Origin of the sequence: Streptomyces viridochromogenes DSM 40736 (assembly GCF_000158955.1) — a bacterium.
GTDB lineage: Bacteria > Actinomycetota > Actinomycetes > Streptomycetales > Streptomycetaceae > Streptomyces > Streptomyces venetus.
In genome coordinates this window covers 6,540,979-6,564,712 of record NZ_GG657757.1, presented here as the reverse complement: position 1 = coordinate 6,564,712, position 23,734 = coordinate 6,540,979, and the positions used below count along the sequence as shown (strand labels likewise).

The following is a 23,734-nucleotide window of genomic DNA, read 5'->3' as shown; positions in this document are numbered from 1 at the left end:
GCCCGGAGGCCGCTGCGAGGCAACTCAGGTTAGGCTCACCTCTGTGAGTACGTGTTCAAGCGTCTCCCGGGACCTCGACGAGCCTGTTTCGGGAACCGCGGCCACCGCGAGGACCTGGCTGTTGCTGGAACAGCCCGGGCCCTGGGGTGCCAAGGCGCTCACCTCGAGCCACCTGGACCCCGCTCTGGGGCGTGCCCTGGAGGCCGCCGCGAAGGACACGGGTGTCCGGATCGTGCTCATCCGCCGCCCCGGGCGCCACGCGGACCGCCGGATGCCCGCGACACGCAGGGTCTACGTCGCCCACACCGTCCCGGGCAACGTGTGGCTGCGCGCCGCCACGACCTCGGACCCCGGCCAGCTGCTCGATCTCGACTTCGCCGCACTCGGCCGCGGCGACCACCGCACCTTCGACGCGGTGCTCGGCGGGCGGCCCCATGACGGTGATCCGCTCGCCCTCGTCTGCACCAACGGCAAACGCGACCGCTGCTGCGCCCTCCTCGGCCGGCCCCTCGCGGCGGAACTCGCCACGTCCGGGGTCGGCGGCGTCTGGGAGGTCACCCATCTGGGCGGCCACCGCTTCTCCCCGACGGTGCTGGTACTGCCGTACGGATACGCCTACGGCCGGGCCGAGGCCCACACCCTCAAGGAAGTCCTGCACGGCGCTCGGGAGGGGCGGATCGTTCTGGAGGGGTGCCGGGGCGGATCGGCCTGGGAACGGCCCGGTCAGGCGGCCGAGCTCGCCGTACGCGCCAGGACCGGCGAAGACGCCGCGCAGGCGCTGAGCGTCGTACGGACGGCCGGCGCGGCACCGCGCTGGGAGGTGACCGTCGCCCACACCGACGGGCGCCGCTGGCAGGTCGACGTCGCTCAGGGAGCGGGCCTGCCGCCCCGTCCGGAGAGCTGCGGGGCCTCGGTCCTCGGGTCGCCCGCGCGCATGGACGTGGTGGCGGTCCACGAGGTCAGGGTGGCCACGGCCCTCGCGAGCTGACCAGGGCTCCGGGACGTCCGCCCAAGCACTGATCAAGAGATCCGTGCCACACCCATTACGGCAGGTAGGCGGGCCCACGTACCTTCTTGGGTATGAGCCCCACTCCCCCCGCGCGCCGCCTGCGCCTCGGCCTGCCCCGGCGGGTGTTCTCGCAGGTGCTGCTGATGCAGGTGGCCATCGCCGCGGGGGTCGCGGTCCTCGCGACCGGGCTGTTCCTCGCGCCTCTCGGTGACCAGTTGGACGACCAGGCGATGCGCCGGGCGCTCGCGATCGCGCAGACGACCGCCCAGCAGCCCGAACTCGCGCGGGACGTGCGGGAGACCCCTCCCTCGCCGAACGGTCCGGTACAGCGGGAGGCGGAGCGGATCCGGAAGGCCACCAAGGCCGAGTACATCGTGGTCATGGACTGGCGCGGCGTGCGCTGGTCGCACCCCGACCGGAAGCAGATCGGCGGCATCGTCTCCACCGACCCCGGCCAGGCCCTGGCCGGCAAGGAGGTCATGGAGATCGACAGCGGCACGCTGGGCCGCTCCGCCCGCGGCAAGGTGCCCCTGCGTGACAGCGACGGCAGGGTCGTCGGCGCCGTCTCGGTGGGCATCGCCTACGACAACGTCCGGGCCCGGCTGATCCACGCGATCCCAGGACTGTTCGCGTACGCCGGAGGCGCGCTGGCCGTCGGCGCGCTGGCCGCGTGGCTCATCTCCCGACGGGTCCACCGGCAGACCAGGGACCTGGCCTTCTCGGACATCGCGGCGCTGCTGTCGGAACGCGAGGCGATGCTGCACGGCATCCGGGAGGGCGTCGTCGCCCTGGACCGCGCCGGACGCATCCGCCTCCTCAACGACGAGGCGCAGCGCCTGCTGAGCATCGGGGAGACGGCGGTGGGCCGTTCCCCGGACGAGGCGCTCGGCACGGGCCGCACGGCCGACGTGCTGGCCGGGCGGGTGACCGGTACGGACCTCCTCACCGTCCGCGGCCAGCGGGTGCTGGTCGCCAACCGCATGCCCACCGATGACGGCGGCGCCGTGGCCACCCTGCGCGACCGCACCGAGCTGGAGCAGCTGGGCCGCGAGCTCGACTCCACCCGCGGCCTGATCGACGCGCTCCGCGCCCAGGATCACGAACACGCCAACCGTATGCACACGCTGCTGGGGCTGCTCGAACTGGAGATGTACGACGACGCCGTCGAGTTCGTCGGCGAGGTCGTCGGTGACCACCGGGCCACCGCCGAACAGGTCACCGAACGCATCGAGGACCCGCTGCTCGCCGCCCTGCTGGTCGGCAAGGCGACCGTCGCGGCCGAGCGCGGCGTCGCCCTGTGGGTGTCGGACCGGACCCGGCTGCCCGACCGGCTGATCGACTCCAGGGGGCTCGTCACCGTCGTCGGCAACCTGGTGGACAATGCCCTCGACGCGGTCGCCGGCGAGCCCCACGCGCGCGTGGAGGTCGAACTGCGCGCCGAGGGGCGTACGGCGATCCTCAGGGTGCGCGACACAGGGCCGGGCATCCCGCTGGAACACCGGGAGTCGATCTTCACCGAGGGGTGGTCGACGAAGAAGCCGCCGGCGCACCGCGAACGGGGCATCGGGCTCTCCCTGGTGCGCAGGTTCGCCGAGCGGCTGGGTGGCAGCGCGACCGTGGGCGAGGCGCACGGCGGGGGCGCGGAGTTCACCGTCGTCCTGCCCGAGGCGCTGGCCGGTCATGGTCCGGAACCGGCGCTGGCCGCGCCGTCAGCTCCGCAGACCGCCAAGAAGGAGTCGTGATGATCGAGGTCCTGGTCGTGGACGACGACACCCGGGTCGCGCGGGTCAACGCCGCCTACGTCGAGAAGGTGCCGGGCTTCCATGTCGCCGGCGAGGCCCACAGCGCGGCGGAGGCACTGCGCCGGCTGGAAACGCTGCCCCGGCTGGACCTGGTGCTCATGGACCACTACCTGCCCGACGAGACGGGGCTCGCGGTCGTCCAGGAGATGCGCCGGCGCGGCCACCAGGCCGACGTGATCATGGTGACGGCGGCCCGGGACGTGTCGACCGTGCAGGCGGCGATGCGGCACGGCGCGCTGCAGTACCTGGTCAAACCGTTCGCCTTCGCGGGCCTGCGCGCCAAGCTGGAGGCGTACGCGGAGCTGCGCCGCACCCTCGACGGCGGCGGGGAGGCGGAGCAGGCGGAGGTGGACCGCATCTTCGGGGCGCTGTCGGCCCCGTCGGAACCCGACCTGCCGAAAGGCCACTCCCCCACCACCGCGGAGCTGGTCCGCCAGGCCCTGATGCATGCCGACGGGCCCCTGTCCGCCCAGGAGATCGCCGAGCGGACCGGAGTGAGCCGCCAGACCGCCCAGCGGTACCTGAAGCTGCTGGAGCGCACGGGACGGGCCAGGCTGACCCTCAAGTACGGCGACGCGGGCCGCCCGGAACACCGCTACGTGTGGGCGACCCGCTCCTAGCTCCCGGGAGCCTTACGCCGCCCCCGCGCCGGTGAGCGACCGCACCTCGGTCTCCGCGTGCCTGGCCTCGTCCGGCACCTCCGCCGAGGTGACCGTGCCCAGCCAGCCCGCGAGGAAGCCCAGCGGGATCGAGACGATGCCCGGGTTCTGCAGCGGGAAGTACTGGAGGTCCACGCCCGGGAACAGCGAGTCCGGGCTTCCCGAGACCACCGGGGAGAGCACCACGAGGACCACGGCCGGCACCAGACCGCCGTAGACGGCCCACACCGCGCCGCGTGTGGTGAAGCCCCGCCAGAACAGGGAGTAGAGCAGCACCGGCAGATTCGCCGACGCGGCGACGGCGAAGGCGAGGCCCACCAGGAACGCCACGTTGAGATCCCGCGCCAGCAGGCCGAGCGCGATCGCCACCACACCGACCCCGACGGCCGCGACCCGGGCCACGGCCACCTCGCTGCGCGGCTTGCCGCCCCGGCGCCGCAGGGACGCGTAGAGGTCGTGGGCGACGGAGGCCGAGGAGGCGAGCGTGATCCCGGCGACCACGGCGAGGATCGTGGCGAAGGCGACCGCGGCGACGATCGCGAAGAGAACCGTGCCGCCCGTGGAACCGGCACCACCGCCCAGGTCGAGCGCCAGCAGTGGAACCGCCGTGTTGCCGGCCGCGTTCGACCCGCGTACGGCGTCCGGGCCCAGGATGGCGGCAGCGCCGAAGCCGAGCACGATCGTCATCAGGTAGAAACCGCCGATCAGCCCGACGGCCCAGACGACCGAGCGACGTGCGGCGCGGGCGGTGGGCACGGTGTAGAAGCGGGACAGGATGTGCGGCAGCCCGGCCGTGCCCAGCACCAGGGCCAGGCCCAGACTGATGAAGTCGAAGCGGGCCGTCCAGTCCCCGCCGTACTTCAGACCGGGCGCCAGAAACGCCTCCCCGTGGCCACTGCGCTCGGCCGCCGTGAGCAGCAGCCGGTCCAGATCGCCGTGGAAGCGCACCAGCACGAGCGCCGTCAGCACGACCGTGCCGCCCAGCAGCAGGACCGCCTTGACGATCTGGATCCACGTCGTCGCCCGCATCCCGCCCAGCGACACGTAGATCACCATGAGCGCGCCGACACCGATCACGGTCCAGTCCCGCGCCGCCTCGCTGGTGCCTCCGAGCAGCAGCGCCACCAGGCTGCCCGCGCCGACCATCTGTGCGACCAGATACAGCACGGACACGGTGACCGAGGAGGTTCCCGCCGCGATCCGTACCGGCCGCTCCCGCATCCGCGCCGCCACGACGTCCGCCATCGTGAACCGGCCGCAGTTGCGCACCAGTTCGGCCACCAGGAACAACACCACCAGCCAGGCCACGAGGAACCCGACGACATACAGCAGCCCGTCGTAGCCGAACAGCGCGATGAGTCCGGTGACCCCGAGGAAGGACGCGGCCGACATGTAGTCGCCCGCGATGGCAAAACCATTCTCCATGGGAGAGAAGAGCCGTCCGCCCGCGTAGAACTCCTCCGCCGATCCGCGCCGGTTGCGGCTCACCCAGGTCGTGATCCCCAGCGTGACCGCGACGAACGCGCTGAACAGCAACAGCGCCAGTGTCTGGTGTTCACCCGTCACGAGGCACCGCCGTCCACACCGCGCGTCAGCTCCTGTGTGTCCCAGCGCAGTTCGAGCGCCGCCCGGTCCCTGCGCAGCCGCGCGTGCCGAGCGTACGCCCAGGTGAGCAGGAACGTGGTCGCGAACTGCCCGAGCCCCGCCGCCATCGCCACGTTCACCGCTCCCGCCACGGGACGCGCCATCAGCTCCGGCGCGGTCGTGGCGGCCACGACGTAGCCCACGTACCAGGCGAAGAAGGCCACGCAGGCCGGCACCACGAACCTGCGGTACCGCCGCCGCACCTCCTGAAAGGCCGCGCTGCGCTGCACCTCCAGATACACATCGGCCGCCGCGCCCCGGCTCTCGTCCTCCCGGCGCGCCGCCGCAACCACCGCCGGAACGGGCTCCCCGGCCCCGGCCGACTCACCCCAGCCGGAGGCGAGTGCGTCGTACCAGGGATCGTCGTACCTCAGGTGCCCGGCGTCCTCGGTCGGCTCCCGGCCATGGCCGTCGAGTCGCTCGGCCGAACTCTCCTGACCGGCCCCGGCTGTGCGGGGACGGCCCTTGCTCTGCTGCATGCCCAAGGATGGACAGAACGGGAAGATCCCCGACTCTTCTTCCCCTCGCTCTTCACCCCATCAGGTGACTCAACCCGCTGGTGGCCGCACCAGCCCCTTCCCATAGGCGTAACGCACGGCCTGCGCACGGTCCTTGAGACCCGTCTTGGTGAAGAGGTTGTTGATGTGGGTCTTCACGGTCGCGGTGGAGACATGCAGTCTGCGGGCGATCTCCTGGTTGCTGAGCCCGTCGGCGATGAGCACCAGCACTTCCGTCTCCCGCGCGGTGAGCCCGTCCGGCACCTCCGGGGGCGCCGGCGGTCTCGTCCCGCCCTCGGCCAGGCGCTCGAGCAGCCGCCTCTGAACGCTCGGCGAGAGCCCCGCCTCCCCCGACAGCACGCTGTGCACGGCCCGCACGATCACCTCCCCGCCCGCGTCCTTCGTGAGGTAACCGCGCGCTCCGGCCGCCAGTGCCGGGAACAGCGACTCGTCGTCGGCATACGTCGTGAGCACCACGACCTGCGTCCCGGGGTACTCCGCACGGATTCGGCCAGGATCACGGGCAGGAGCCGCCAGCGACGCTCGCCGTCGATCCGGCTCGCCCGGAACTGCCGCGTGATCACCACGACGGCAACGACCACGATCACCAACGCGTCGACGAGCCCGGACATCACAGCCTCCGTGAGCGGGAAGGGAGACGTCGGCCGCGGGTGCCGCCGACGCCTTCGACGCTACGGAAATCGCCTGGTCACGGGATCGGAGCCCGGGTGGATCGTCGTCGGGCGGCTCTCCACCCAGGGGTGGAGAGCCGGGTCGGGTCACGGCCGGGCCGTACGGCTCCTGCCAGCCCTGATCCGCCGTCCGAAGCCGGGCGGATCAGCTATGCATCGATCCGCGACCGGTCCAGCGTGGCCGCCGAGTTGGAGATGAACTCCTTGCGCGGCGCCACGTCATTGCCCATCAACAGGTCGAAGACCTGCTCGGCGGCTTCCAGGTCGGAGAGGTTGATCCGGCGCAGAGTGCGGTGGCGCGGGTCCATGGTCGTCTCGGCCAGCTGGTCGGCGTCCATCTCACCGAGGCCCTTGTACCGCTGGATCGAGTCCTTGTAGCGGATGCCCTTGCTCTGGAACTCCATGAGCTTGTCGCGCAGTTCGCGGTCCGAGTACGTGTAGACGTACTTGTCCTGGCCCTTCTTGGGCTGGACGATCTCGATGCGGTGCAACGGCGGCACCGCCGCGAAGACCCGGCCGGCCTCGACCATGGGCCGCATGTAGCGGTGGAACAGGGTCAGGAGCAGCGTACGGATGTGCGAGCCGTCGACGTCGGCGTCGGTCATCATGATGATCTTGCCGTAGCGGGCCGTGTCGATGTCGAACGTTCGGCCCGATCCGGCTCCTATGACCTGGATGATCGCGCCGCACTCGGCGTTCTTCAGCATGTCCGTCACGGACGACTTCTGGACGTTGAGGATCTTGCCTCGGATCGGCAGCAACGCCTGGAACTCGGAGTTCCGCGCGAGCTTCGCCGTGCCGAGCGCGGAGTCACCCTCGACGATGAACAGCTCGCTGCGGTCGACGTCGTCGCTACGACAGTCGGCCAGCTTGGCGGGCAGCGATGAGGACTCCAGGGCCGTCTTGCGGCGCTGCGCGTCCTTGTGCTGCCGGGCGGCGATGCGCGTACGCGCCGCGGCGACCGCCTTCTCCAGCACGACACGGGCCTGCTGTGCGGCGTCCCGCTTCGTGGACGTCAGGAACCCCTTGAGCTCCTTGCTGATCACGTTGTTCACGATGCGGCGGGCCGCCGAGGTCCCGAGGACCTCCTTGGTCTGGCCCTCGAACTGCGGCTCGGCGAGACGCACGGTGACGACCGCGGTCAGGCCCTCCAGGGCGTCGTCCTTGACGATGTCGTCCTCGGCGACGCGCAGGAGCTTCTTGGTGCGCAGCACCTCGTTCATCGTGGTCGCGACGGCCTGCTCGAAGCCTGCGACGTGGGTGCCGCCCTTGGGGGTGGCGATGATGTTCACGAACGACCTCAGCGTCGTGTCGTAGCCCGTGCCCCAGCGCATGGCGACGTCGACGTCGAGCTCACGGGTGACCTGGGTGGGGGTCATCTGACCGTGCTCGTCGAGGACCGGGACGGTCTCCCTGAAGGTGCCCTGACCGGAGAACCGGAGGACGTCGCACACCGGCTTGTCGCTCGCCAGGTACTCGCAGAACTCGCTGATTCCGCCGTCGAAGCGGAAGGACTCCTCGCCCTTGCTGCCGCCCTCGCCGAGCCCGAACTCGTCGCGGACGACGATGGTCAGGCCGGGTACCAGGAAGGCGGTCTGGCGGGCTCGCTGGTGCAGCGTCTCGAGGGAGAGCTTGGCGTCCTTGAGGAAGATCTGGCGGTCGGCCCAGTACCGCACGCGCGTGCCGGTGCGGGTCTTGGGGATCTTCTTGACCTTGCGCAGGCCGCCGGCCTCGAACTTTGCGTCCGGGCCGCTCGCGGAGAAGGCTCCGGGGACACCGCGCCGGAAGCTGATCGCGTGCGTGTGGCCACCGCGGTCCACCTCGACGTCCAGACGGGCGGACAGGGCGTTCACCACGGAGGCGCCGACACCGTGCAGACCGCCGGAGGCGGCGTAGGAGCCGCCGCCGAACTTGCCGCCCGCGTGCAGCTTGGTCATGACGACCTCGACACCGGAGAGGCCGGTCTTGGGCTCGACGTCGACCGGGATACCGCGGCCGTTGTCCCGGACCTCGACGGAGCCGTCGTCCTGGAGGATGACCTCGATGTGGTCGCAGTAGCCACCGAGTGCCTCGTCGACGGAGTTGTCGATGATCTCCCAGAGGCAGTGCATCAGGCCACGGCTGTCGGTCGAGCCGATGTACATGCCCGGACGCTTGCGCACGGCCTCGAGCCCCTCGAGGACGAGCAGGTGCCGCGCGGTGTAGTTGGAACCGTCCCGGTCTGCTCCTGCCAGCAGAGCTGTGGATGGCACGGACGTTTCGGCGGTCACGCGGTTCGCTCCTCGCTGAATTTCGAATGGGGCCCTCACGGGTAAGGGCGCGGCATCAGTCGCCGGTGAGAGGGTACCGAGGCCTGGTAGAGCCGTTGTAACGCCACCCTCCTCGAGAACTCAGACTAGTCCACGCTCGCATACTTGTTCGATCCCTCGATGGAGTGAAGTACACATCACGTTCCCTTCCAGGCATGAACCATTTAGGCTCCGGGCACGTCCTCATGAACAACCGGCAACCCAGCCGGGAGGACCGACCACCGATACACCGCGAAGCCCCGTAAGACACATAGACACGCAATACGGCACATTCGCCGCCAACCGGCAGCAGACAGCCACCTCGGAAAGATTTTTCGAGGAAAAGCCACGAGCGGGAACGTTTTGGGGCTGGTTGGATGTTGACCCTGGTACGACAGCTCGTCGAGCTAGAGAAGAGGCGACGTGACTACTGTTCTGACCCCCGCGAGCCCGTTGACGGCCGCCGATCGCTGCGACCGCTGCGGCGCCCAGGCATACCTGCGCGTCGTCTTGCTCAGCGGCGGAGAACTGCTCTTCTGCGCCCACCACGGCCGCAAGTTCGAGCCGGAACTCAAGAAGATCGCCGCTGAGATACAGGACGAGACGGAGCGGCTCACGTCCGCTCCCGCGACTGCCTCCGAAGAAGAGCGCTGACACTCGCGTCCGACGACGAGCCAGCCCGGCACAGGCCGGTGAACGGGCGGCTGCTTCTCCTCCGAGAGGCAGCCGCCCGTCCTCGTCATCGGAAGTCTGCTCAGGCTCTCCCGGCCCCCTCCGCCCTCACCCCCGTGTCCAGCCGAGCGTGCGGATGATGTCGGACACCCGCACATACACACCCGGATTGCCGGCTCGCCCGCAGCCGATGCCCCAGGACACCAGTCCGATCAAGCGCCCCTGGGCCACCAGCGGTCCTCCGCTGTCGCCCTGGCAGGCGTCCCGGCCTCCCTGCACCTCCCCGGCGCACAGCATGCTCCTGGCGTCGTAGGTGCCGTCGGCACCGCCCGGGTACGCGTCCTCGCAGAGAGCATCGGGCAGCACGCGCACGCGTGCCGCACGCAGACTGTTGGAATACTCGCCGGCGCCTGAGGTGTCACCCCATCCGTACACCGTCGCGCCCCCGCCCACCGCGTACGCGGGGTCACCGTCGGCCGCCATGGCGATGGCCGAACCCGCGGGGAGCGGTTGGGCCAGGGTGATGACGGCGAAGTCGCCGACATTGCTGACACCGTCGTAGGCGGGATTCACCCAGGTCTCCCGCACGGCGACCTCCAGGCCGTCCCTGCCGGAGAGCAGGTTGGTGCGTCCGGCTATGACCCTGAGGTCGCTTACACGCTCCGGCGGCCCGCCCAGGACCTCCTTGCCCAGGCAGTGGGCCGCGGTGAGCACGGTGCTGTGACCGACCGCCACACCCCCGCAGAACTGCCCCGCACGCGTACCCCCGAACCGGTCACGACTGGACAGGGCCACCGTCCACGGGCTGTCCGACGCCTCGACGGGGAAGCCACCTATGACCACGCTGTCGGCGGCCACAGGGGCGGTGGAGCCCGCTGACAGGGCGGATACCGCGGCTGCCAGGACCAGTGGCCGGGCCAGGACCCGGACCAGGCGACGACGCATACTCACTCCTCACTCCGTGGTATCGGTGAGACACCCAGAGTGATTCACCCCGTGATACCTCGCACCTGCGGCGAGGCAGGCACGACGAAGGCCCGGCCCCCTCGGGGACCGGGCCTTCCGCGCCGTACGGCTCGACTAGTCGAGGTAGTCGCGCAGCACCTGCGAACGCGACGGGTGGCGCAGCTTCGACATGGTCTTGGACTCGATCTGGCGGATCCGCTCACGCGTGACGCCGTAGACCTTGCCGATCTCGTCGAGGGTCTTCGGCTGACCGTCGGTGAGACCGAAGCGCATCGAGACGACGCCCGCCTCGCGCTCGGACAGGGTGTCCAGGACGGAGTGCAGCTGCTCCTGGAGGAGCGTGAAGCTGACCGCGTCGGCCGGGACGACCGCCTCGGAGTCCTCGATGAGGTCACCGAACTCGCTGTCGCCGTCCTCGCCCAGCGGGGTGTGCAGCGAGATGGGCTCACGGCCGTACTTCTGGACCTCGATGACCTTCTCCGGGGTCATGTCGAGCTCCTTGGCCAGCTCCTCCGGGGTGGGCTCGCGGCCCAGGTCCTGGAGCATCTGGCGCTGGACGCGCGCGAGCTTGTTGATGACCTCGACCATGTGCACCGGGATGCGGATGGTGCGGGCCTGGTCAGCCATGGCGCGGGTGATGGCCTGACGGATCCACCAGGTGGCGTACGTGGAGAACTTGTAGCCCTTGGTGTAGTCGAACTTCTCGACCGCGCGGATCAGACCGAGGTTGCCCTCCTGGATGAGGTCCAGGAAGAGCATGCCGCGACCGGTGTAGCGCTTGGCCAGGGAGACCACCAGACGGAGGTTGGCCTCCAGGAGGTGGTTCTTGGCGCGACGGCCGTCCTCGGCGATGATCTCCAGCTCACGCTTGAGCTTCGGCGCCAGCTTGTCGGAGTTGGCCAGCTTGTCCTCGGCGAACAGACCCGCCTCGATGCGCTTGGCGAGCTCGACCTCCTGCTCGGCGTTGAGCAGGGGGACCTTGCCGATCTGCTTGAGGTAGTCCTTGACCGGGTCGGCGGTGGCACCGGCGGCGGCGACCTGCTGGGCGGGCGCGTCGTCCTCGTCCTCGTCGGAGAGCACGAAGCCCGCGTTCTCGGTGGTGCCCTCGGGCTCCTCGCCGGCCTTACCGGGAGCGGCCTCCTCGAGCACTTCCTCTTCGAGAAGCTCGACGTCGTCCTTCTTGGCGCTGGTCTTCTTGGCCGCGACCTTCTTGGCAGGCGCCTTCTTCGCGGCCGCCTTCTTAGCGGTCGTCTTCTTGGCCGCCGCCTTCTTGGCGGGCGACTCCTCCTCGGCCCCGGGCTCGGCGGCGGGTGCCGCCGGCGTGGCCGTGGCGGTGGGCTTCCTGGTGGTCACCGCCTTGGCCGCGACCGACTTCGTGGCGGTGCGCTTGGCGGGACTCTTCGCTGCGACGCTCTTTCGGGTGCGCTTGGGCTCTGCGGCACTGACCATCAGCGTCACACCCTCTTCCTCGAGGATCTGGTTGAGGCTGCGCAGTACGTTCTTCCACTGAGTGGCCGGAATCTGGTCAGCTTCGAAGGCCCGACGCACGTCATCGCCGGCGATCTGCCCCTCAGCCTTTCCCCGCTCAATGAGCGCCATGACAGAGACGGACTCGGCGATCTCCGGCGGGAGCGTACGGGATGTGCTGGCCGACACGAACAACCTCTCGGAACGTTGGAAAACGGCTTCCGGCCCCGTCCACAGTGGACAGGAGCCGACCGCCGGCTTGGGGATGGGCCGACGGCGCGGGCGGGGGCCGGGGAAGATGCACAGCGCCGTGAACGGCGTCCGCATTCCCTCCGCGGCTGTCACCTCTTAGGTCATCGCGTTCCCACCATGAGCGTTACGCCCAATTCGCGTGGCCCGAGTCACACCCCGTAAGCGAATAAAGACGGCCAAAGGCGGGCAAACGAGGTCACACTGTGTTGTGACCTGATCGCTCCAGCGGAACCGGGGCCCATCGCACCGTCGGACCCCGCGGGATCACGAGGATCCCACAGGGTCCGACGGGAGGCGGTTCACCGATCGGGCACTGCCACAGGAGGGGGGTGGCACACCCGGCCGCGCCGCCCGTGGAACGCGGTCAGTGCTCGCGCGGGGCGGGCACTACGCGCTCCACCTCGGGGTGGAGTGTGAGGAGTTGCCGCATCGCCGCCTCGGCGGCAGGGCCGTCACCGGTGGCAAGGGCCTCACAGATGCGTCCGTGGTGCGCCAGCGACGTCTCGTTCGGCCGCTCACAGCCCGTGACGGGACCACCCGAGACCTGGAGGGCCGCCGACACGATCCCGGACAGATGCTCCAGCATGCGGTTGCTTGCGACCTGGATGAGCAGCGAGTGGAACTCGGAGTCGGCACGGGAGAAGGTGAGCGCGTCACCCTGGGCCATCGCGTGCCCCATGATCTCGACCATGTCCGTCAGGCGCTGCTGAACGTCCTCGCGCCCGTGCCCGGCGGCGAGGCGGGCGGCGAGCGGCTCGATCGTCCACCGCAGCTCGCTCAGCTCGCGACGCTGATCGTCACGCTGCGGCCCGAAAGCGCGCCACTCGATGATGTCCGGGTCGAGGAGGTTCCAGTCACTGACGGGGCGCACGCGTGTGCCGACGTTCGGGCGGGCGCTCACCAGGCCCTTGGCCTCCAGGACGCGGAGCGACTCGCGGACGACGGTGCGCGAGACCTCGAAGCGCTGGCCGATCTCCTCGGGCACCAGAGGACGGTCCGCGCCCAGGTCGCCGGAGACGATCATCTGACCCAGCTGCTGTACGAGTTGGCCGTGCAGCCCGCGTCCGCGGCTGCCCGCGGCGCGCCGGCCCACACGGCCCAGCTCGGGGTCCGCGCCGTCCCAGGCAGGGGCCCCGACGCGGTCGACGGCGGGCGCCTCGGCGTAGGGGTAGCGGTCGAGTTCGCCCGGGCTCGCGAGGCCGGAGTCAGCGGAGCGGGCGGCGGTCATCATGGTGTGCGCAAGGGTACTCACGCATCCTTTGTCGGCGCCGTCTTCAACTCCCTTGAGGTCTTTGGTGAAAAGCACACGAAAGGGTGATCGCTCACGGCGTCGCAATTGACGCCTTATCGGAAAGAAATGGGCGTTCTGCGGGGAGTTGTGGGCATGGCCGGACGAAGCGTTACGGACAGTTGTCAGCGGAGCCTGCTGCGCAGTGTGGTGAGCAGATACGCGCAGAGCAGAGCGGTCAGCGACAACGTCAGTGCGCCACCGACAGGTTGGGAGATCGCTCCGAGAGCGGCCTCCAGGTAGCGCTCTCCCCCGAAGGGCCACCGCGGCAGCAGGACTTCCCGCAGACGCAGGGGAAGTCCCGCCGCGGTCCGCACGGACGGGCCCGCCAGGACCTTGTGCACCAGGGGTACGACGAGGAGTGGCACGGCGGCCACCGCCGCGAGTCCCGCCGTGGTGGACCGGAAGACGCCCGCGGCCAGGACGCCGGCCCAGGCGCAGCCGACCACGAGCCCGACCCAACTCGTACTGAGCGAGAGCCAGTCTGAGGGAACCTGGACGAGTTCCCGTCCGTAGACGAGATAGAGCACTTCGGCGTCACAGCCGACGGCCAGGACGGCAAGCGCCAGCGCGGTGACCGAAGCGACCAGCAGTTTGGCGGCCAGCAGCCCCAGTCGGCGGGGCACGGTGCCGCGATCCGCCGCCAGAGCGGGGTGGCGGAACTCGTCGCCGAAGGCCAGCGCCCCGAGCAGTCCGGCGCCGAGCGCTGCGGGCGGCAGGGGCAGCTCCCGGGGCCATGCTGCGAGCAGGCGCGGTTGCGGGGTGTGCCCGATGCGTGCCAACACGACGGCTGTCACGGCGGACACAAGGAGGACGACGGCCCCGGTGAGGAAACCGGTGCCGATTCCGGCAGCACGTCGGATCTCGTAGCGGAGGGGGCGGAGAGGGCTGGGGGCGGGGCGGACGGAGATGGGAGGCGGGAGAGGGGGCAGCGCGTCGAGCCTGCGGGCCGGGTTCGCCGTGTGACCGTTGGCCAGGTGGGGAGGCCCGGCCGAGTCCGCCTGAGGAGTCACGGCGGCACTGCCCACTGGGCCGCCTGCGGGCACATCCGGACCCCCGTGCGACATAGCTGCGGGCTGCGCGTGACCGGCGGAGGGCAGCGGCTCGTCGACGAACGGCTCGGGTGTGTCAGAGGTGGGGTGCTGCTCAGCGGCGGCGGGCTGCTGGGGGGCAGGGGGCTCATCGTCGACGAACGCCTCGGACGTGTCAGCAGCGGGGCACTGCTCGCCGGCGGGGGGCTCGGGTGTGACAGCGGCGGGGTGCGGCCCGTCATCGGCCGGCTCAGGTGTGCCGGAGGTGGCCGGCTCAGATGTGCCAGAGGTGGCCGGCTCAGATGTGCCGGAGGTGGCCGGCTCAGATGCGCCGGAGGTGGGGCGCTGCTCGACCGCAGCGCGCTCAAGTACGTCAGCGTCCGGCCGCAGCTCCCCGCCGACCGGCTCAGGCGCGACACCCTTGAGCCGCAGTGTGAGAGTCGGCCACGGCTCGGCCGCGGCTGCCGCGGCCGCCTCACCGGACGCGTCGCGGGGTGAGGCCGGCACGTCGGGAGAGCCAGGGCGCGTGGCGGTTGCCCGATGTGCGTCGGTCGCGTGCGTCGGCTCGTCGTCGGTATGGGGCTCGCCATTGGCGGACGTCCTCACGGCACTGGTCTGGTGCCACTCGTCCGCACCCCACCCCGCGCTGACACGACCCCGGTCACGGCCGCCGTGCGGCCCGCCCTTCCGAGCGACGCCCGCGCCGGGCCCCATGTCTCCGATCTCGTCGGCGAGTTGGTGGACGACGATGCCGTGGCGGAACGCGGTCTCACCGATGTCCGCACAACTGCTGCCGTACACGGAGAGGCGGTTGCCGTCCTCGTGTACGACCTCCACGGAGCGCTGCGCGGTGCGGGCCTGCTTGGCCAGGAGCGCTCCCAGACGGGCCGCGTGCGGGCTGCGTACGGCGACCCGGGGACGCAGGCGGGTTCGGGAGAACTCCGCTGCCTCCTGGTCGGCCACTAGCTTGCCCTGCTCCAAGGTGACGACGCGGTCGGCCGCACGTGCGGCCTCCTTGGGGTCGGCCGTGGTGAACAGGACTGTGCCGCCCTCGGCGGCGTGTGCGCGCAGCATGCCGTGCAGCCAGTTGCTCTCACGGCTGGAGAGCCGGTCGGCGGGGTCGTCGAGGACGAGGGTGTGCGGGTCGGCCAGGAGCGCGCAGGCCAGGCCGAGACGGCGGTCCATGCCGCGCGACAAGGTGCCGAGGCGTTCGTCGCGCAGGCTGCCGAGCCCGACCGTCTCAAGGGCTTCGTCGGCACGCCGGACCGAGACTCCCGCTGCGGCACACAGCATGCGCAGGTGACCTCGAACCGTGCGCCCCGGGTGCCCCGGCACCTCGCCCAGCAGCACACCGACCTCGCGCGAGGGATGGGCCATGCGGTGCAGGGGGCGGCCCCGGAAGTAGGTGACGCCACGGCCCTGTTGCAGTTCGAGCATGAGTCTGAGGACCGTCGTCTTGCCGGCGCCCGGTGCTCCGAGCAGCGCGGTGACGCGGCCCGCCCGCGCCTCGAAGGAGACGTCGTCAGCTGCGGGCGGCAGCTCCTTGCGGGGGTTGCTGGTCAATCCGAACGCCTGGATCACTCGCAGCAAGATAGCGCGCTATGTCCGTTTTTTCGGGCAGCGCACGGCCTGCCGTGGCTACGGCGATGGGCCATGCCCGGCCACAGAAGGTCGCCTCCGAGCCTGGCCTCACACCTCAGGACGCAGCATCGGCGGGTTGAGCAGAGTCGCGCCGCCGGCCCGGAAGAGCTGGGCGGGGCGGCCCCCCTGGCGGGTGGTCGTCCCCCCGGTGGGCACGAGGAAGCCCGGTGTGCCTGTGACCTTGCGGTGGAAGTTGCGGGGGTCGAGCGCGACGCCCCAGACCGCCTCGTAGACACGGCGCAGTTCCCCGACGGTGAACTCGGGCGGGCAGAAGGCCGTGGCCAGCGACGAGTACTCGATCTTGGAGCGAGCGCGCTCCACACCGTCCGACAAGATCTGCGCGTGGTCGAAGGCGAGCGGCGCGACCGGCTCGGCGTCCCGTCCGTACCCGCCCTGCCGCAGCAGTTCCTCGACCGGAGCCCAGCGCGCGTTGCTGGCGTCGCCGCCCGCTCTGGGCGCGGGGAGGTCGGGAGCGAGGGCGAGGTGGGCGACACTGACGACCCGCATCCTGGGGTCGCGCTTGGGGTCGCCGTAGGTGGCGAGCTGCTCCAGGTGCGCGCCGTTGTCCTGGGCGGGCACGGACGGGTCATGGACACGCAGTCCGGTCTCTTCGGCCAGCTCGCGCGCCGCGGCCTGCGCCAGGTCCTCGTCGGCCCGCACGAAGCCGCCGGGGAGCGCCCAACGCCCCTGGAAGGGCGGTTCACCCCTGCGTACCGCCAGCGCACACAGGGCATGGCGGCGCACGGTCAGCACGACCAGGTCCACGGTGACGGCAAAGGGCGGAAAGGCTGACGGGTCGTAGGGCATGCGGCGATCATAGTCGTCTGCCTGACGATAAACACTCCTTTCGCCCCGCGCATCGGCCACTGATCCACTTCGGTCCGGCATGCTCTCCGCCGACTGTTCCCGCTGGCCGGCAGCCGCACGTCCTTCCAGTTCACACCCCCAGTTGCAGGCCGTCGGCCGCCTCCTCGACCATGGCGAGGCCGAGTCGGCTGACCCGCACGGAGAACGGTGCTCCCGCCACCCGCAGCCCCGTCAAACCGATCTCGCCCAGGGGCGCGCCGCGCATGGGGCAGAGCGTGATCGTCCCTGCCGGGGCGTCGGGGCGAATGCCGGCGAGCGCGGTCACCAGCAGGACCCCGGCAGCCGCCGGTGTAGCCGCCGGGCGGCAGGCGGCCGGGTGCGGGAGGGGAGCGCTCCCCTCCGTGCGCTGTTCACCGGCGTACATCTCCGGCAACCGGTAGGCGAAGGTCTCGGCCGCCCCGAGTACGCCGCGTAGCAGCGAGCTCGCTTCCTTCTCGTAGCCGACGGCGGCCAGACCCGCGACGGCGAGGGCCGTCTCCTGGACCCGTACGGCCCCGGATCGGTGGCCGAAGGGGTTGAATCCCGCTTCCTTCGCGCCCAGCCCGCGCAGGCCCCAGCCCGAGTCCATGAGGGGGCTGCCGAGCAGCCGGGCGAGTTTCTGGGTCTGCACCTCGTCGAGCAGTCCGGGTGCCAGCGCTCCCCCGCCCAGCAGGCCGGTGTCGAGGAGGTGGACGGCGGCCACGCCCAGGTGGGGCACGGGCCTGCCGTCCAGTGCCCGGGCCGCGGCGGGCCGGCCACCCCCTCGGTCGTCGACCCAGAAGTCCGTCCGGAACGCGGTCCGTAAGGTCTGCGCCCACTGCCGGAGTGCCGTCGCTCCCGCGCGGCCGCATGCGTCGAGCAGGTCGGCACCGAGCAGCGCCGCTCGGTGGGCATGGGCCTGTATCTCGCACCGGGCGGGACCGCCGGGGTGCGGGTCACGCAGGTACGTGTGCTCACCCACGGTGGTGCGCAGCCAGGTCAGGCAGCGCTCGGCGGCGGGCAGCAGCTCCTCCGTCTCCTGGTCGCTCAGGCCCCAGCGGCGGGCCTCGGCGAGCAGTGCCGGGAAGAGCAGCGTGGCCTCCGTGCCGGTGCACTGCGGGGGAAGGTGCGGCCCGGCGTCCCGTCTCGGGCCGGGAATCATCCCGGACTGCGGCCCCGGGCCGGTGAGTTGTGTCCGGGCGAGGGTCCGCAGTGTCCCCGCCGCCAGGCCCGTACCGAGCGGCAGGGCCATCCGGGCGGCCACGAGGGCGTCGGCGGGCGCCAGACCACAGCGCCAGGGCACGCCCGCCGCCAGGTGGGTGTCGGCGGGATGGGCGGAGTCACGCAGCAGGAGTGCCTGGAGATCCTCGATGCTCGTCCGCAGGAGCGCCGGGACCCTGAGGTCGTCGCCTTCCGCACGCGCGGCGGCGAGTGGGCTGGTCGCCGCACGGCCGACGACCCGGAGAGGACCGGCGCCGTCCGGACGCATCCGCAGTTCGACGCTTGTGCTGCCGCCTGGCGGCAGGTCGAGCTCCCATCGCAGCAGACCGGCCGAGGCCAGGGCGTCCGAGGGCGGAGGTTCGGCCGTCACGGACACGTTGCCGGTGTCACAGGACCAGCGCAGTCCGGAGGCGTGGACGCTGGCGGGCAGTTCCGGCCCCGTGCTGCCCGAGGCGATCGATCCGAGGTCGGCCAGGTCCGTACCGAGGGACACTTCGACCGGCAGGCGCAGCGGGCGGGGCGCGGCGCTGTGCAGGGTGATCCGCTCCGTGCCGTCCGCGTACCGGTTGCGTTCCACGATCACATCCGGGTCCGGTCCTGCTTGCGGGGACGTGCGCAGCGTGCCCACGAACCTGGCGCGGTCGGCCGCGGCCATCCGGGCCTGAACGGGGAGGGGTTCCCGTCCGGCCACGCGGATCTCGCACCGGGAGAGCACACGTCGTCCGGCGCGGTAGAACCCCTCCAGTCCCCGGCCGGTCATCTGTCCGGTCTCCCTCGAGATGGCCAGGCCGGGCAGGGCGACGCAGATCATCACGGAGTGGGCGGGCGGCAGGTCGGCGGACCAGCGCAGTCCGGGGATCGTGGCGCCCCTGGGAGGAGCGGGGGACGTGGGCGCCTGTCCGGCGGGGGACGGAGTCCGACCTTGAGCAGCCGGTCGGCTCTGGGTCGAAGTCGGTGCGGGCTGCGAGGGCGAGCCGTACGTCGACGTGAAACCGGGGCTGCGGGACCGGCCCGCCCGGCTGGCGGACGAACGGCCCGGGCCCGGTGGCGACGGCGGGCCCGAGTCCCGGCCGGAAGGCGACAGAGCGCGCGAGGTGCCTGTGGGAAACCTGGGTCCAAACCCGTCGACACGCGCCTCCGGCCGTGGACCGATGTCCTGATCACCCGACCCGGTTGTGCCTGCCTCGGGCATTTCGGGGTCCGGCCCCTGGGGCGGCAAGGGCCCACCCAGAGAGCGTTCGTCGTAGGTAGCGGCGGCGGAGGGCGGAGTCGGCTGGTGCATGAAGAGGCTTCCTCTGCGCTCTGTGCGCCTCGATCGGGTTCGGCGCCGGTGCCGGGGGGCTCCGGCGGAGCAGGGGCGGTGCGGCGCCACGGCCCGTTGAGCCGTTCCGCCACTCAGGTGAACGGCGTCAACCTCCTCCGGGTCACGCCCATGGCCCGGCCCCGCCTTGCCCGCCGAAGCCACCGGGTCGGCACTCACTCCTCCCCCTCCGGGCTGTGACCGGGCTGCGCGTCCTCCTGGCCTGCGTCGACGCGCGGCATGGCCGTCTTCCGTGTCGGACGCGCACGAAGGCCGGCTTCCGAGGCACCGGCAGGTCGTGCGGTGCCCGCAGGTCGCGCGGTGCCCGGCTGCGTACGCCGCCGGGGAGCCCGCATGCCCGGGGCACGTTCTCCCGCGCGCGTACGGCCAGGGGCCGCGCCGGCCGCGCCAACCGTCCCGACGGAACGGGGACGGCGTCGACGACGTGAGGGCACCGCTGTCGACGTGGGTGCGGTCGCCGGGGAACCGTCCGCCGGCCCGGCGGAGCCACCCGCCGTCACGGCCGCTCCGTCCGCCCGGGCTTCCAACCCGTCGGCCTGAGCCTCCAGGTTCTCGGCCTGAGCCATCCGGCCATCGGCCTGGGCCTCCGAGCGATCGGCCCCAGCTTCGGGGCCGTCGGTCTCGGCGCTCCCCCTGTCATTGCGCTCCACCCGCAGGCAGCTGCGGATCGACTCCGGGTCGAGACCTTCGTTGCACGCCTGGTGCAGGAGGCGGGCGAAGAGGTAGTCGGGATCCGCGCCCAGGGCCATGGCGAGCGCTTCCCGGGCCTCCAGTTCGTCACCCATGGACCATGCGACCCAGCCGGCCAGCGTGAGCGGCGCGGCCGCATGCTCGGCGTAGGGTCCGACGCAGCGGCGGGCCAGTGATCGCCACAGGCGCAGGGCGCGTCCGGCTTCGTCCCCCTCCATCCACTCGGCCGCACGGTCACGGGTCCCACGGTCCTGGAGGCCGAGGATCAACCGGGCGGCCTCGTCATGCCCGAGAAGCTCGTCGTCGCGGAGATCCGCCAGGAGCATGCCGGAGACCGGCTGTGCCTCGGCGAAACGGTCCAGGACGCGCCCGGCCAACTCCAGCGTCTCGTCGGCCACGCCGGCACGACCGACGTCGTCCAGGATCCTCGGGACCAGCGCCATGCTGGCGGTGTCGAGGGCGGCCTCCTGCGCGAGGGCGGCGGCGCTCTCCCAGGGGAGCAGCCGGGCCCGGAGCTCCCGCAGGCTGCCGCGCACCTGGATCCCCGCGTAAGTGGCCGCGGCGGCCAGCACGGATGTGCCCGGCAGTCCCATGGGGGCTCCCTCGGACGGGCAGCACACGGCGTTGTCACAGCAGTAGGACCAGTAGCGGCCGTCGGAGATGCACAGGGCCTCGACCACCGTCACGTCCAGGGAACCGCACTCCACGCGCAGCTTGTGGGCCAGCGGCTTCAGCCGCTCCATGACCTGCTGTCCCGTCTGGCCCTTCTCCGGTTCCTGGCACACGAAGGCGACCATCGACTCCGGCCGGGCCCCTCGGCGCTCACTGCCCTTCACCAGTCCGGTGGCCAGTTGCCGGGCGGCGGACGGCCAGTCGTCCGCGTTCGCGGGGATGCCGAGCCGGGCCCGGCCCCCGAACCGCCCGCGTCCGTCCTTGTCGTGCAGCGCGACCAGGACGATGCTGTCCTCGGGCCGGTACCCGAGCAGATACGGCAGTGCGTCGGCCAGTTCGGCCGGGGTGCGCAGCGTGACCTGGTGGTCGCCACCGTGACCGTCGTAGGCGGGGCTGGGGACATGCAGCCCGGCCGGGTCGCCGGCTTCGCGGTGCCGCTTCTCCCGCGCACCGGCCTCACGCTCGCCGAAGGCCTCGGGCCCGGGGATGTCGCCGTTTTCAGAGGATCCAGTCGTTTCGCTGTGGTTCGTCATGCGAAGACGATCTCGCGGAATACAAAGCTCCGCTTGAGCCTGTGGATAAGTCCGAGCAGGGACACGTCACAGGCGAAGAGCGGCGATGCACCGCTCGCGGTGTCAGTGCCGTCCTGTTGTATGGATCGCATGGAGCACACGAGCAACGCGGATCTCCGGGCATCGGCCGACGCGGTCCTCGCCCGTCTCGTCGGGGACGCCTCGGGCACGGCCCGGCTGCGCGAGGACCAGTGGCGGGCGATCGAGGCACTGGTGGCCGACAGACGCCGGGCCCTGGTCGTCCAGCGCACGGGCTGGGGCAAGTCCGCGGTCTACTTCGTGGCGACCTCGCTGCTGCGGGCGCGGGGCAGCGGTCCGACCGTGATCGTCTCCCCCCTGCTCGCGCTCATGCGGAACCAGGTCGAGGCAGCGGCACGGGCCGGCATCCACGCCCGGACCATCAACTCCTCGAACACCGAGGAGTGGGACGCCGTCCAGGACGAGATCGCCGCCGGTGAGGTCGACGTCCTGCTCGTGAGCCCCGAGCGGCTCAACAATCCGGACTTCCGGGACCAGGTACTGCCCCGGCTCGCCGCAGCCACCGGGCTGCTGGTGGTGGACGAGGCCCACTGCATCTCCGACTGGGGCCATGACTTCCGGCCGGACTACCGACGGCTGCGCACCATGCTCGCCGACCTTCCCCCCGACGTGCCGGTGCTCGCCACCACCGCCACCGCCAACGCGCGCGTGACGGCCGACGTCGCGGAGCAGCTCGGCACCGGGGGCGGCTCGGACGCCCTCGTGCTGCGTGGCCCGCTGGACCGGGACAGTCTGAGCCTGAGCGTGCTACGGCTGTCGGACGCCGCGCACCGGATGGCCTGGCTCGCCCAGCACCTCGACGAACTGCCGGGTTCGGGGATCATCTACACGCTCACCGTGGCCACCGCCGAGGAGGTCACCGCGTTCCTGAGGCAGCGCGGACACACTGTCGCGTCGTACACGGGCAAGACGGAGAACGCCGATCGCCAGCAGGCCGAGGAGGACCTGCTCGGCAACAAGGTGAAGGCGCTGGTCGCCACGTCGGCGCTCGGGATGGGCTTCGACAAGCCCGATCTGGGCTTCGTGGTGCACCTCGGCTCGCCCTCCTCCCCCATCGCCTACTACCAGCAGGTGGGTCGCGCGGGACGTGGCGTGGAGCATGCCGAAGTGCTCCTGCTTCCGGGGAAGGAGGACGAGGCGATCTGGGAGTACTTCGCGTCGCTCGCGTTCCCCTCGGAAGACCTGGTGCGCCGCACGCTCGACGTCCTCGCGCACGCGGAGAAGCCCCTGTCGCTCCCCGCGCTGGAGCCCCTGGTGGAGCTGCGCCGCTCCCGCCTGGAGACCATGCTCAAGGTCCTCGACGTCGACGGGGCGGTCAAGCGGGTCAAGGGCGGCTGGATCGCGACCGGGCAGCCGTGGGCCTACGACGCTGACCGATACGCGTGGGTGGCGCGTCAGCGCAAGGCCGAGCAGCAGGCGATGCGCGAGTACGCGTCGACGACGGACTGCCGTATGGAGTTCCTGCAGCGCCAGCTGGACGACGAGGCCGCGAAGCCGTGCGGCCGCTGCGACAACTGCGCGGGCCCTCGCTTCGCCGCGGACACCTCCGAGGAGGCACTCGACGCGGCGCGCGTGGACCTGGGGCGGGCCGGTGTCGAGGTGGAGCCCCGCCGGATGTGGCCGACGGGGCTGCCGGCGATCGGAGTGGATCTGAAGGGGCGTATCCCGGCCGGTGAACAGGCCTCGGCCGGACGTGCGTTGGGGCGTCTGTCGGACATCGGCTGGGGCAACCGGCTGCGCCCGATGCTCGCACCGCACGCGGCCGACGGTGCCGTTCCGGACGATGTGGCGAAGGCGGTCGTGAGCGTGCTGGCCGACTGGGCCAAGGGACCCGGCGGCTGGGCCCCGGGCGCTCCGGACGCCCAGCCGCGCCCGGTCGGGGTCGTCACCGTCGCCTCGCGCACACGTCCCCGGTTGATCCACTCCCTGGGAGCGCGCATCGCGGAGATCGGCCGGCTGCCGCTGCTGGGCGCCGTCGAGTACACGGGCGACGCGCATCCGGGCTCGCGGAGCAACAGCGCACAGCGGCTGAAGGCGCTCGACGGGGCGCTGGACGTGCCGCCCGCCCTCGCGTCCGCCCTCGCCGAGGCCCAGGGCCCGGTCCTTCTCGTGGACGACTACACGGAGAGCGGCTGGACCCTCGCGGTCGCGGCCCGCATGCTTCGACGCTCGGGTGCGCAGGGGGTGTTGCCGCTGGTGCTGGCCGTGCAGGGCTGACGGCGCATCGGGAACTCGACCGCCACGTCGCGTGCCGGCCCGGCGCCGGCCACGCGACCGGGCACCGGCCACCACACCGCTTGCGCATGCCTCTGGACGCCGCGCACCTGCTTGACGTACGAACGTGTCGGGCTCGAGCGCCCCAGGGTGGCCTGTCGGCGCACGGGGTAGGGATATTAGCGGCGCATCATCTGATAACGGTCGGCTGCCCCAATTGCTCGTTGCCGCATTCACGTTCGACAGGAAGAATTGAGGTCCGCTCCCCGCAC

General features: G+C 71.4%; 15 protein-coding genes and 2 pseudogenes. 5 read left to right on the top strand and 12 right to left on the bottom strand.

Annotated features, from left to right (window positions below; genetic code table 11):
- Positions 1-43: 43 nt before the first annotated feature.
- The 3 genes from SSQG_RS28970 (at position 44) to SSQG_RS28960 (ending at position 3,431) form a co-directional block, all read left to right on the top strand.
- A complete protein-coding gene (locus SSQG_RS28970) occupies positions 44-988 on the top strand; it encodes a sucrase ferredoxin (RefSeq protein WP_003993471.1) in 945 nt (314 codons plus the stop codon).
- A gap of 92 nt (positions 989-1,080) precedes the next feature.
- Entirely contained in the window at positions 1,081-2,751 is a 1,671-nt protein-coding gene (locus tag SSQG_RS28965) for an ATP-binding protein (protein ID WP_039933823.1), read from the top strand.
- Positions 2,751-3,431 carry a DUF7342 family protein gene (locus SSQG_RS28960; protein WP_003993469.1) on the top strand — a complete coding sequence of 227 codons (681 nt, stop codon included), beginning with the start codon at positions 2,751-2,753 and terminating at the stop codon, positions 3,429-3,431. Before SSQG_RS28965 ends, SSQG_RS28960 begins: the two co-directional genes overlap by 1 nt.
- Positions 3,432-3,443: 12 nt before the next feature.
- Here the strand turns inward: SSQG_RS28960 and SSQG_RS28955 are convergent, their stop codons facing one another.
- The 5 genes and pseudogenes from SSQG_RS28955 to SSQG_RS28940 all read right to left on the bottom strand — a co-directional run bounded on the left by SSQG_RS28955 (position 3,444) and on the right by SSQG_RS28940 (position 8,573).
- Positions 3,444-5,036 carry a solute symporter family protein gene (locus SSQG_RS28955; RefSeq protein WP_003993468.1) on the bottom strand — a complete coding sequence of 531 codons (1,593 nt, stop codon included), beginning with the start codon at positions 5,034-5,036 and terminating at the stop codon, positions 3,444-3,446.
- A complete protein-coding gene (locus SSQG_RS28950; RefSeq protein ID WP_003993467.1) occupies positions 5,033-5,593 on the bottom strand; it encodes a DUF485 domain-containing protein in 561 nt (186 codons plus the stop codon). Before SSQG_RS28950 ends, SSQG_RS28955 begins: the two co-directional genes overlap by 4 nt.
- 69 nt (positions 5,594-5,662) lie before the next feature.
- Positions 5,663-6,121: pseudogene (locus tag SSQG_RS28945) on the bottom strand (LuxR C-terminal-related transcriptional regulator); the annotation flags it as partial.
- Positions 6,097-6,243: pseudogene (locus tag SSQG_RS44080) on the bottom strand (DUF1453 domain-containing protein); the annotation flags it as partial. The pseudogenes SSQG_RS44080 and SSQG_RS28945, both read right to left, overlap by 25 nt.
- A gap of 209 nt (positions 6,244-6,452) precedes the next feature.
- Positions 6,453-8,573, bottom strand: coding sequence for a DNA gyrase/topoisomerase IV subunit B (locus tag SSQG_RS28940; protein WP_003993465.1), 2,121 nt, complete (start codon positions 8,571-8,573; stop codon positions 6,453-6,455).
- A gap of 441 nt (positions 8,574-9,014) precedes the next feature.
- Here SSQG_RS28940 and SSQG_RS28935 point away from each other — a divergent pair, with 441 nt between their 5' ends.
- Complete coding sequence (locus tag SSQG_RS28935; protein WP_003993464.1) at positions 9,015-9,245, top strand: DUF7455 domain-containing protein; 231 nt, start codon at positions 9,015-9,017, stop codon at positions 9,243-9,245.
- Positions 9,246-9,371: 126 nt separating this feature from the next.
- Here SSQG_RS28935 and SSQG_RS28930 read toward each other — a convergent pair whose 3' ends face one another.
- The 7 genes from SSQG_RS28930 to SSQG_RS28900 form a co-directional block, all read right to left on the bottom strand.
- Positions 9,372-10,208 (bottom strand): S1 family serine peptidase, encoded by an 837-nt coding sequence (locus SSQG_RS28930; protein WP_039933821.1) that lies wholly within the window; start codon positions 10,206-10,208, stop codon positions 9,372-9,374.
- A gap of 135 nt (positions 10,209-10,343) precedes the next feature.
- On the bottom strand, positions 10,344-11,885 hold the full coding sequence (locus SSQG_RS28925; RefSeq protein ID WP_003993462.1) for an RNA polymerase sigma factor: 1,542 nt from the start codon (positions 11,883-11,885) through the stop codon (positions 10,344-10,346).
- A gap of 427 nt (positions 11,886-12,312) precedes the next feature.
- Positions 12,313-13,200 (bottom strand): FadR/GntR family transcriptional regulator, encoded by an 888-nt coding sequence (locus tag SSQG_RS28920; RefSeq protein ID WP_039933819.1) that lies wholly within the window; start codon positions 13,198-13,200, stop codon positions 12,313-12,315.
- 161 nt (positions 13,201-13,361) lie between these two features.
- Entirely contained in the window at positions 13,362-15,848 is a 2,487-nt protein-coding gene (locus SSQG_RS28915; protein WP_003993460.1) for an ATP-binding cassette domain-containing protein, read from the bottom strand.
- 108 nt (positions 15,849-15,956) lie between these two features.
- Positions 15,957-16,715 (bottom strand): NUDIX hydrolase, encoded by a 759-nt coding sequence (locus tag SSQG_RS28910; protein WP_010034909.1) that lies wholly within the window; start codon positions 16,713-16,715, stop codon positions 15,957-15,959.
- Positions 16,716-16,845: 130 nt separating this feature from the next.
- Positions 16,846-18,765 carry a glycogen debranching N-terminal domain-containing protein gene (locus tag SSQG_RS28905; RefSeq protein ID WP_039933817.1) on the bottom strand — a complete coding sequence of 640 codons (1,920 nt, stop codon included), beginning with the start codon at positions 18,763-18,765 and terminating at the stop codon, positions 16,846-16,848.
- Between the two features lie 665 nt (positions 18,766-19,430).
- On the bottom strand, positions 19,431-21,170 hold the full coding sequence (locus SSQG_RS28900) for a DUF4192 domain-containing protein (protein ID WP_003993457.1): 1,740 nt from the start codon (positions 21,168-21,170) through the stop codon (positions 19,431-19,433).
- Positions 21,171-21,299: 129 nt separating this feature from the next.
- Here SSQG_RS28900 and SSQG_RS28895 point away from each other — a divergent pair, with 129 nt between their 5' ends.
- Positions 21,300-23,465, top strand: a complete 2,166-nt coding sequence (locus SSQG_RS28895) for a RecQ family ATP-dependent DNA helicase (protein WP_039933815.1) — start codon at positions 21,300-21,302, stop codon at positions 23,463-23,465.
- The last annotated feature ends 269 nt before the right edge of the window (positions 23,466-23,734 follow it).

Excerpts from the sequence above, each read along its gene's own strand:
- SSQG_RS28965 (WP_039933823.1), top strand. The coding sequence starts at position 1,081 with ATGAGCCCCACTCCCCCCGCGCGCCGCCTGCGCCTCGGCCTGCCCCGG.
- SSQG_RS28960 (WP_003993469.1), top strand. The coding sequence starts at position 2,751 with ATGATCGAGGTCCTGGTCGTGGACGACGACACCCGGGTCGCGCGGGTC.
- SSQG_RS28950 (WP_003993467.1), bottom strand. The coding sequence starts at position 5,593 with ATGCAGCAGAGCAAGGGCCGTCCCCGCACAGCCGGGGCCGGTCAGGAG.
- SSQG_RS28930 (WP_039933821.1), bottom strand. The coding sequence starts at position 10,208 with ATGCGTCGTCGCCTGGTCCGGGTCCTGGCCCGGCCACTGGTCCTGGCA.
- SSQG_RS28910 (WP_010034909.1), bottom strand. The coding sequence starts at position 16,715 with ATGCCCTACGACCCGTCAGCCTTTCCGCCCTTTGCCGTCACCGTGGAC.
- SSQG_RS28905 (WP_039933817.1), bottom strand. The coding sequence starts at position 18,765 with ATGATCTGCGTCGCCCTGCCCGGCCTGGCCATCTCGAGGGAGACCGGA.
- SSQG_RS28900 (WP_003993457.1), bottom strand. The coding sequence starts at position 21,170 with ATGACGAACCACAGCGAAACGACTGGATCCTCTGAAAACGGCGACATC.
- SSQG_RS28895 (WP_039933815.1), top strand. The coding sequence starts at position 21,300 with ATGGAGCACACGAGCAACGCGGATCTCCGGGCATCGGCCGACGCGGTC.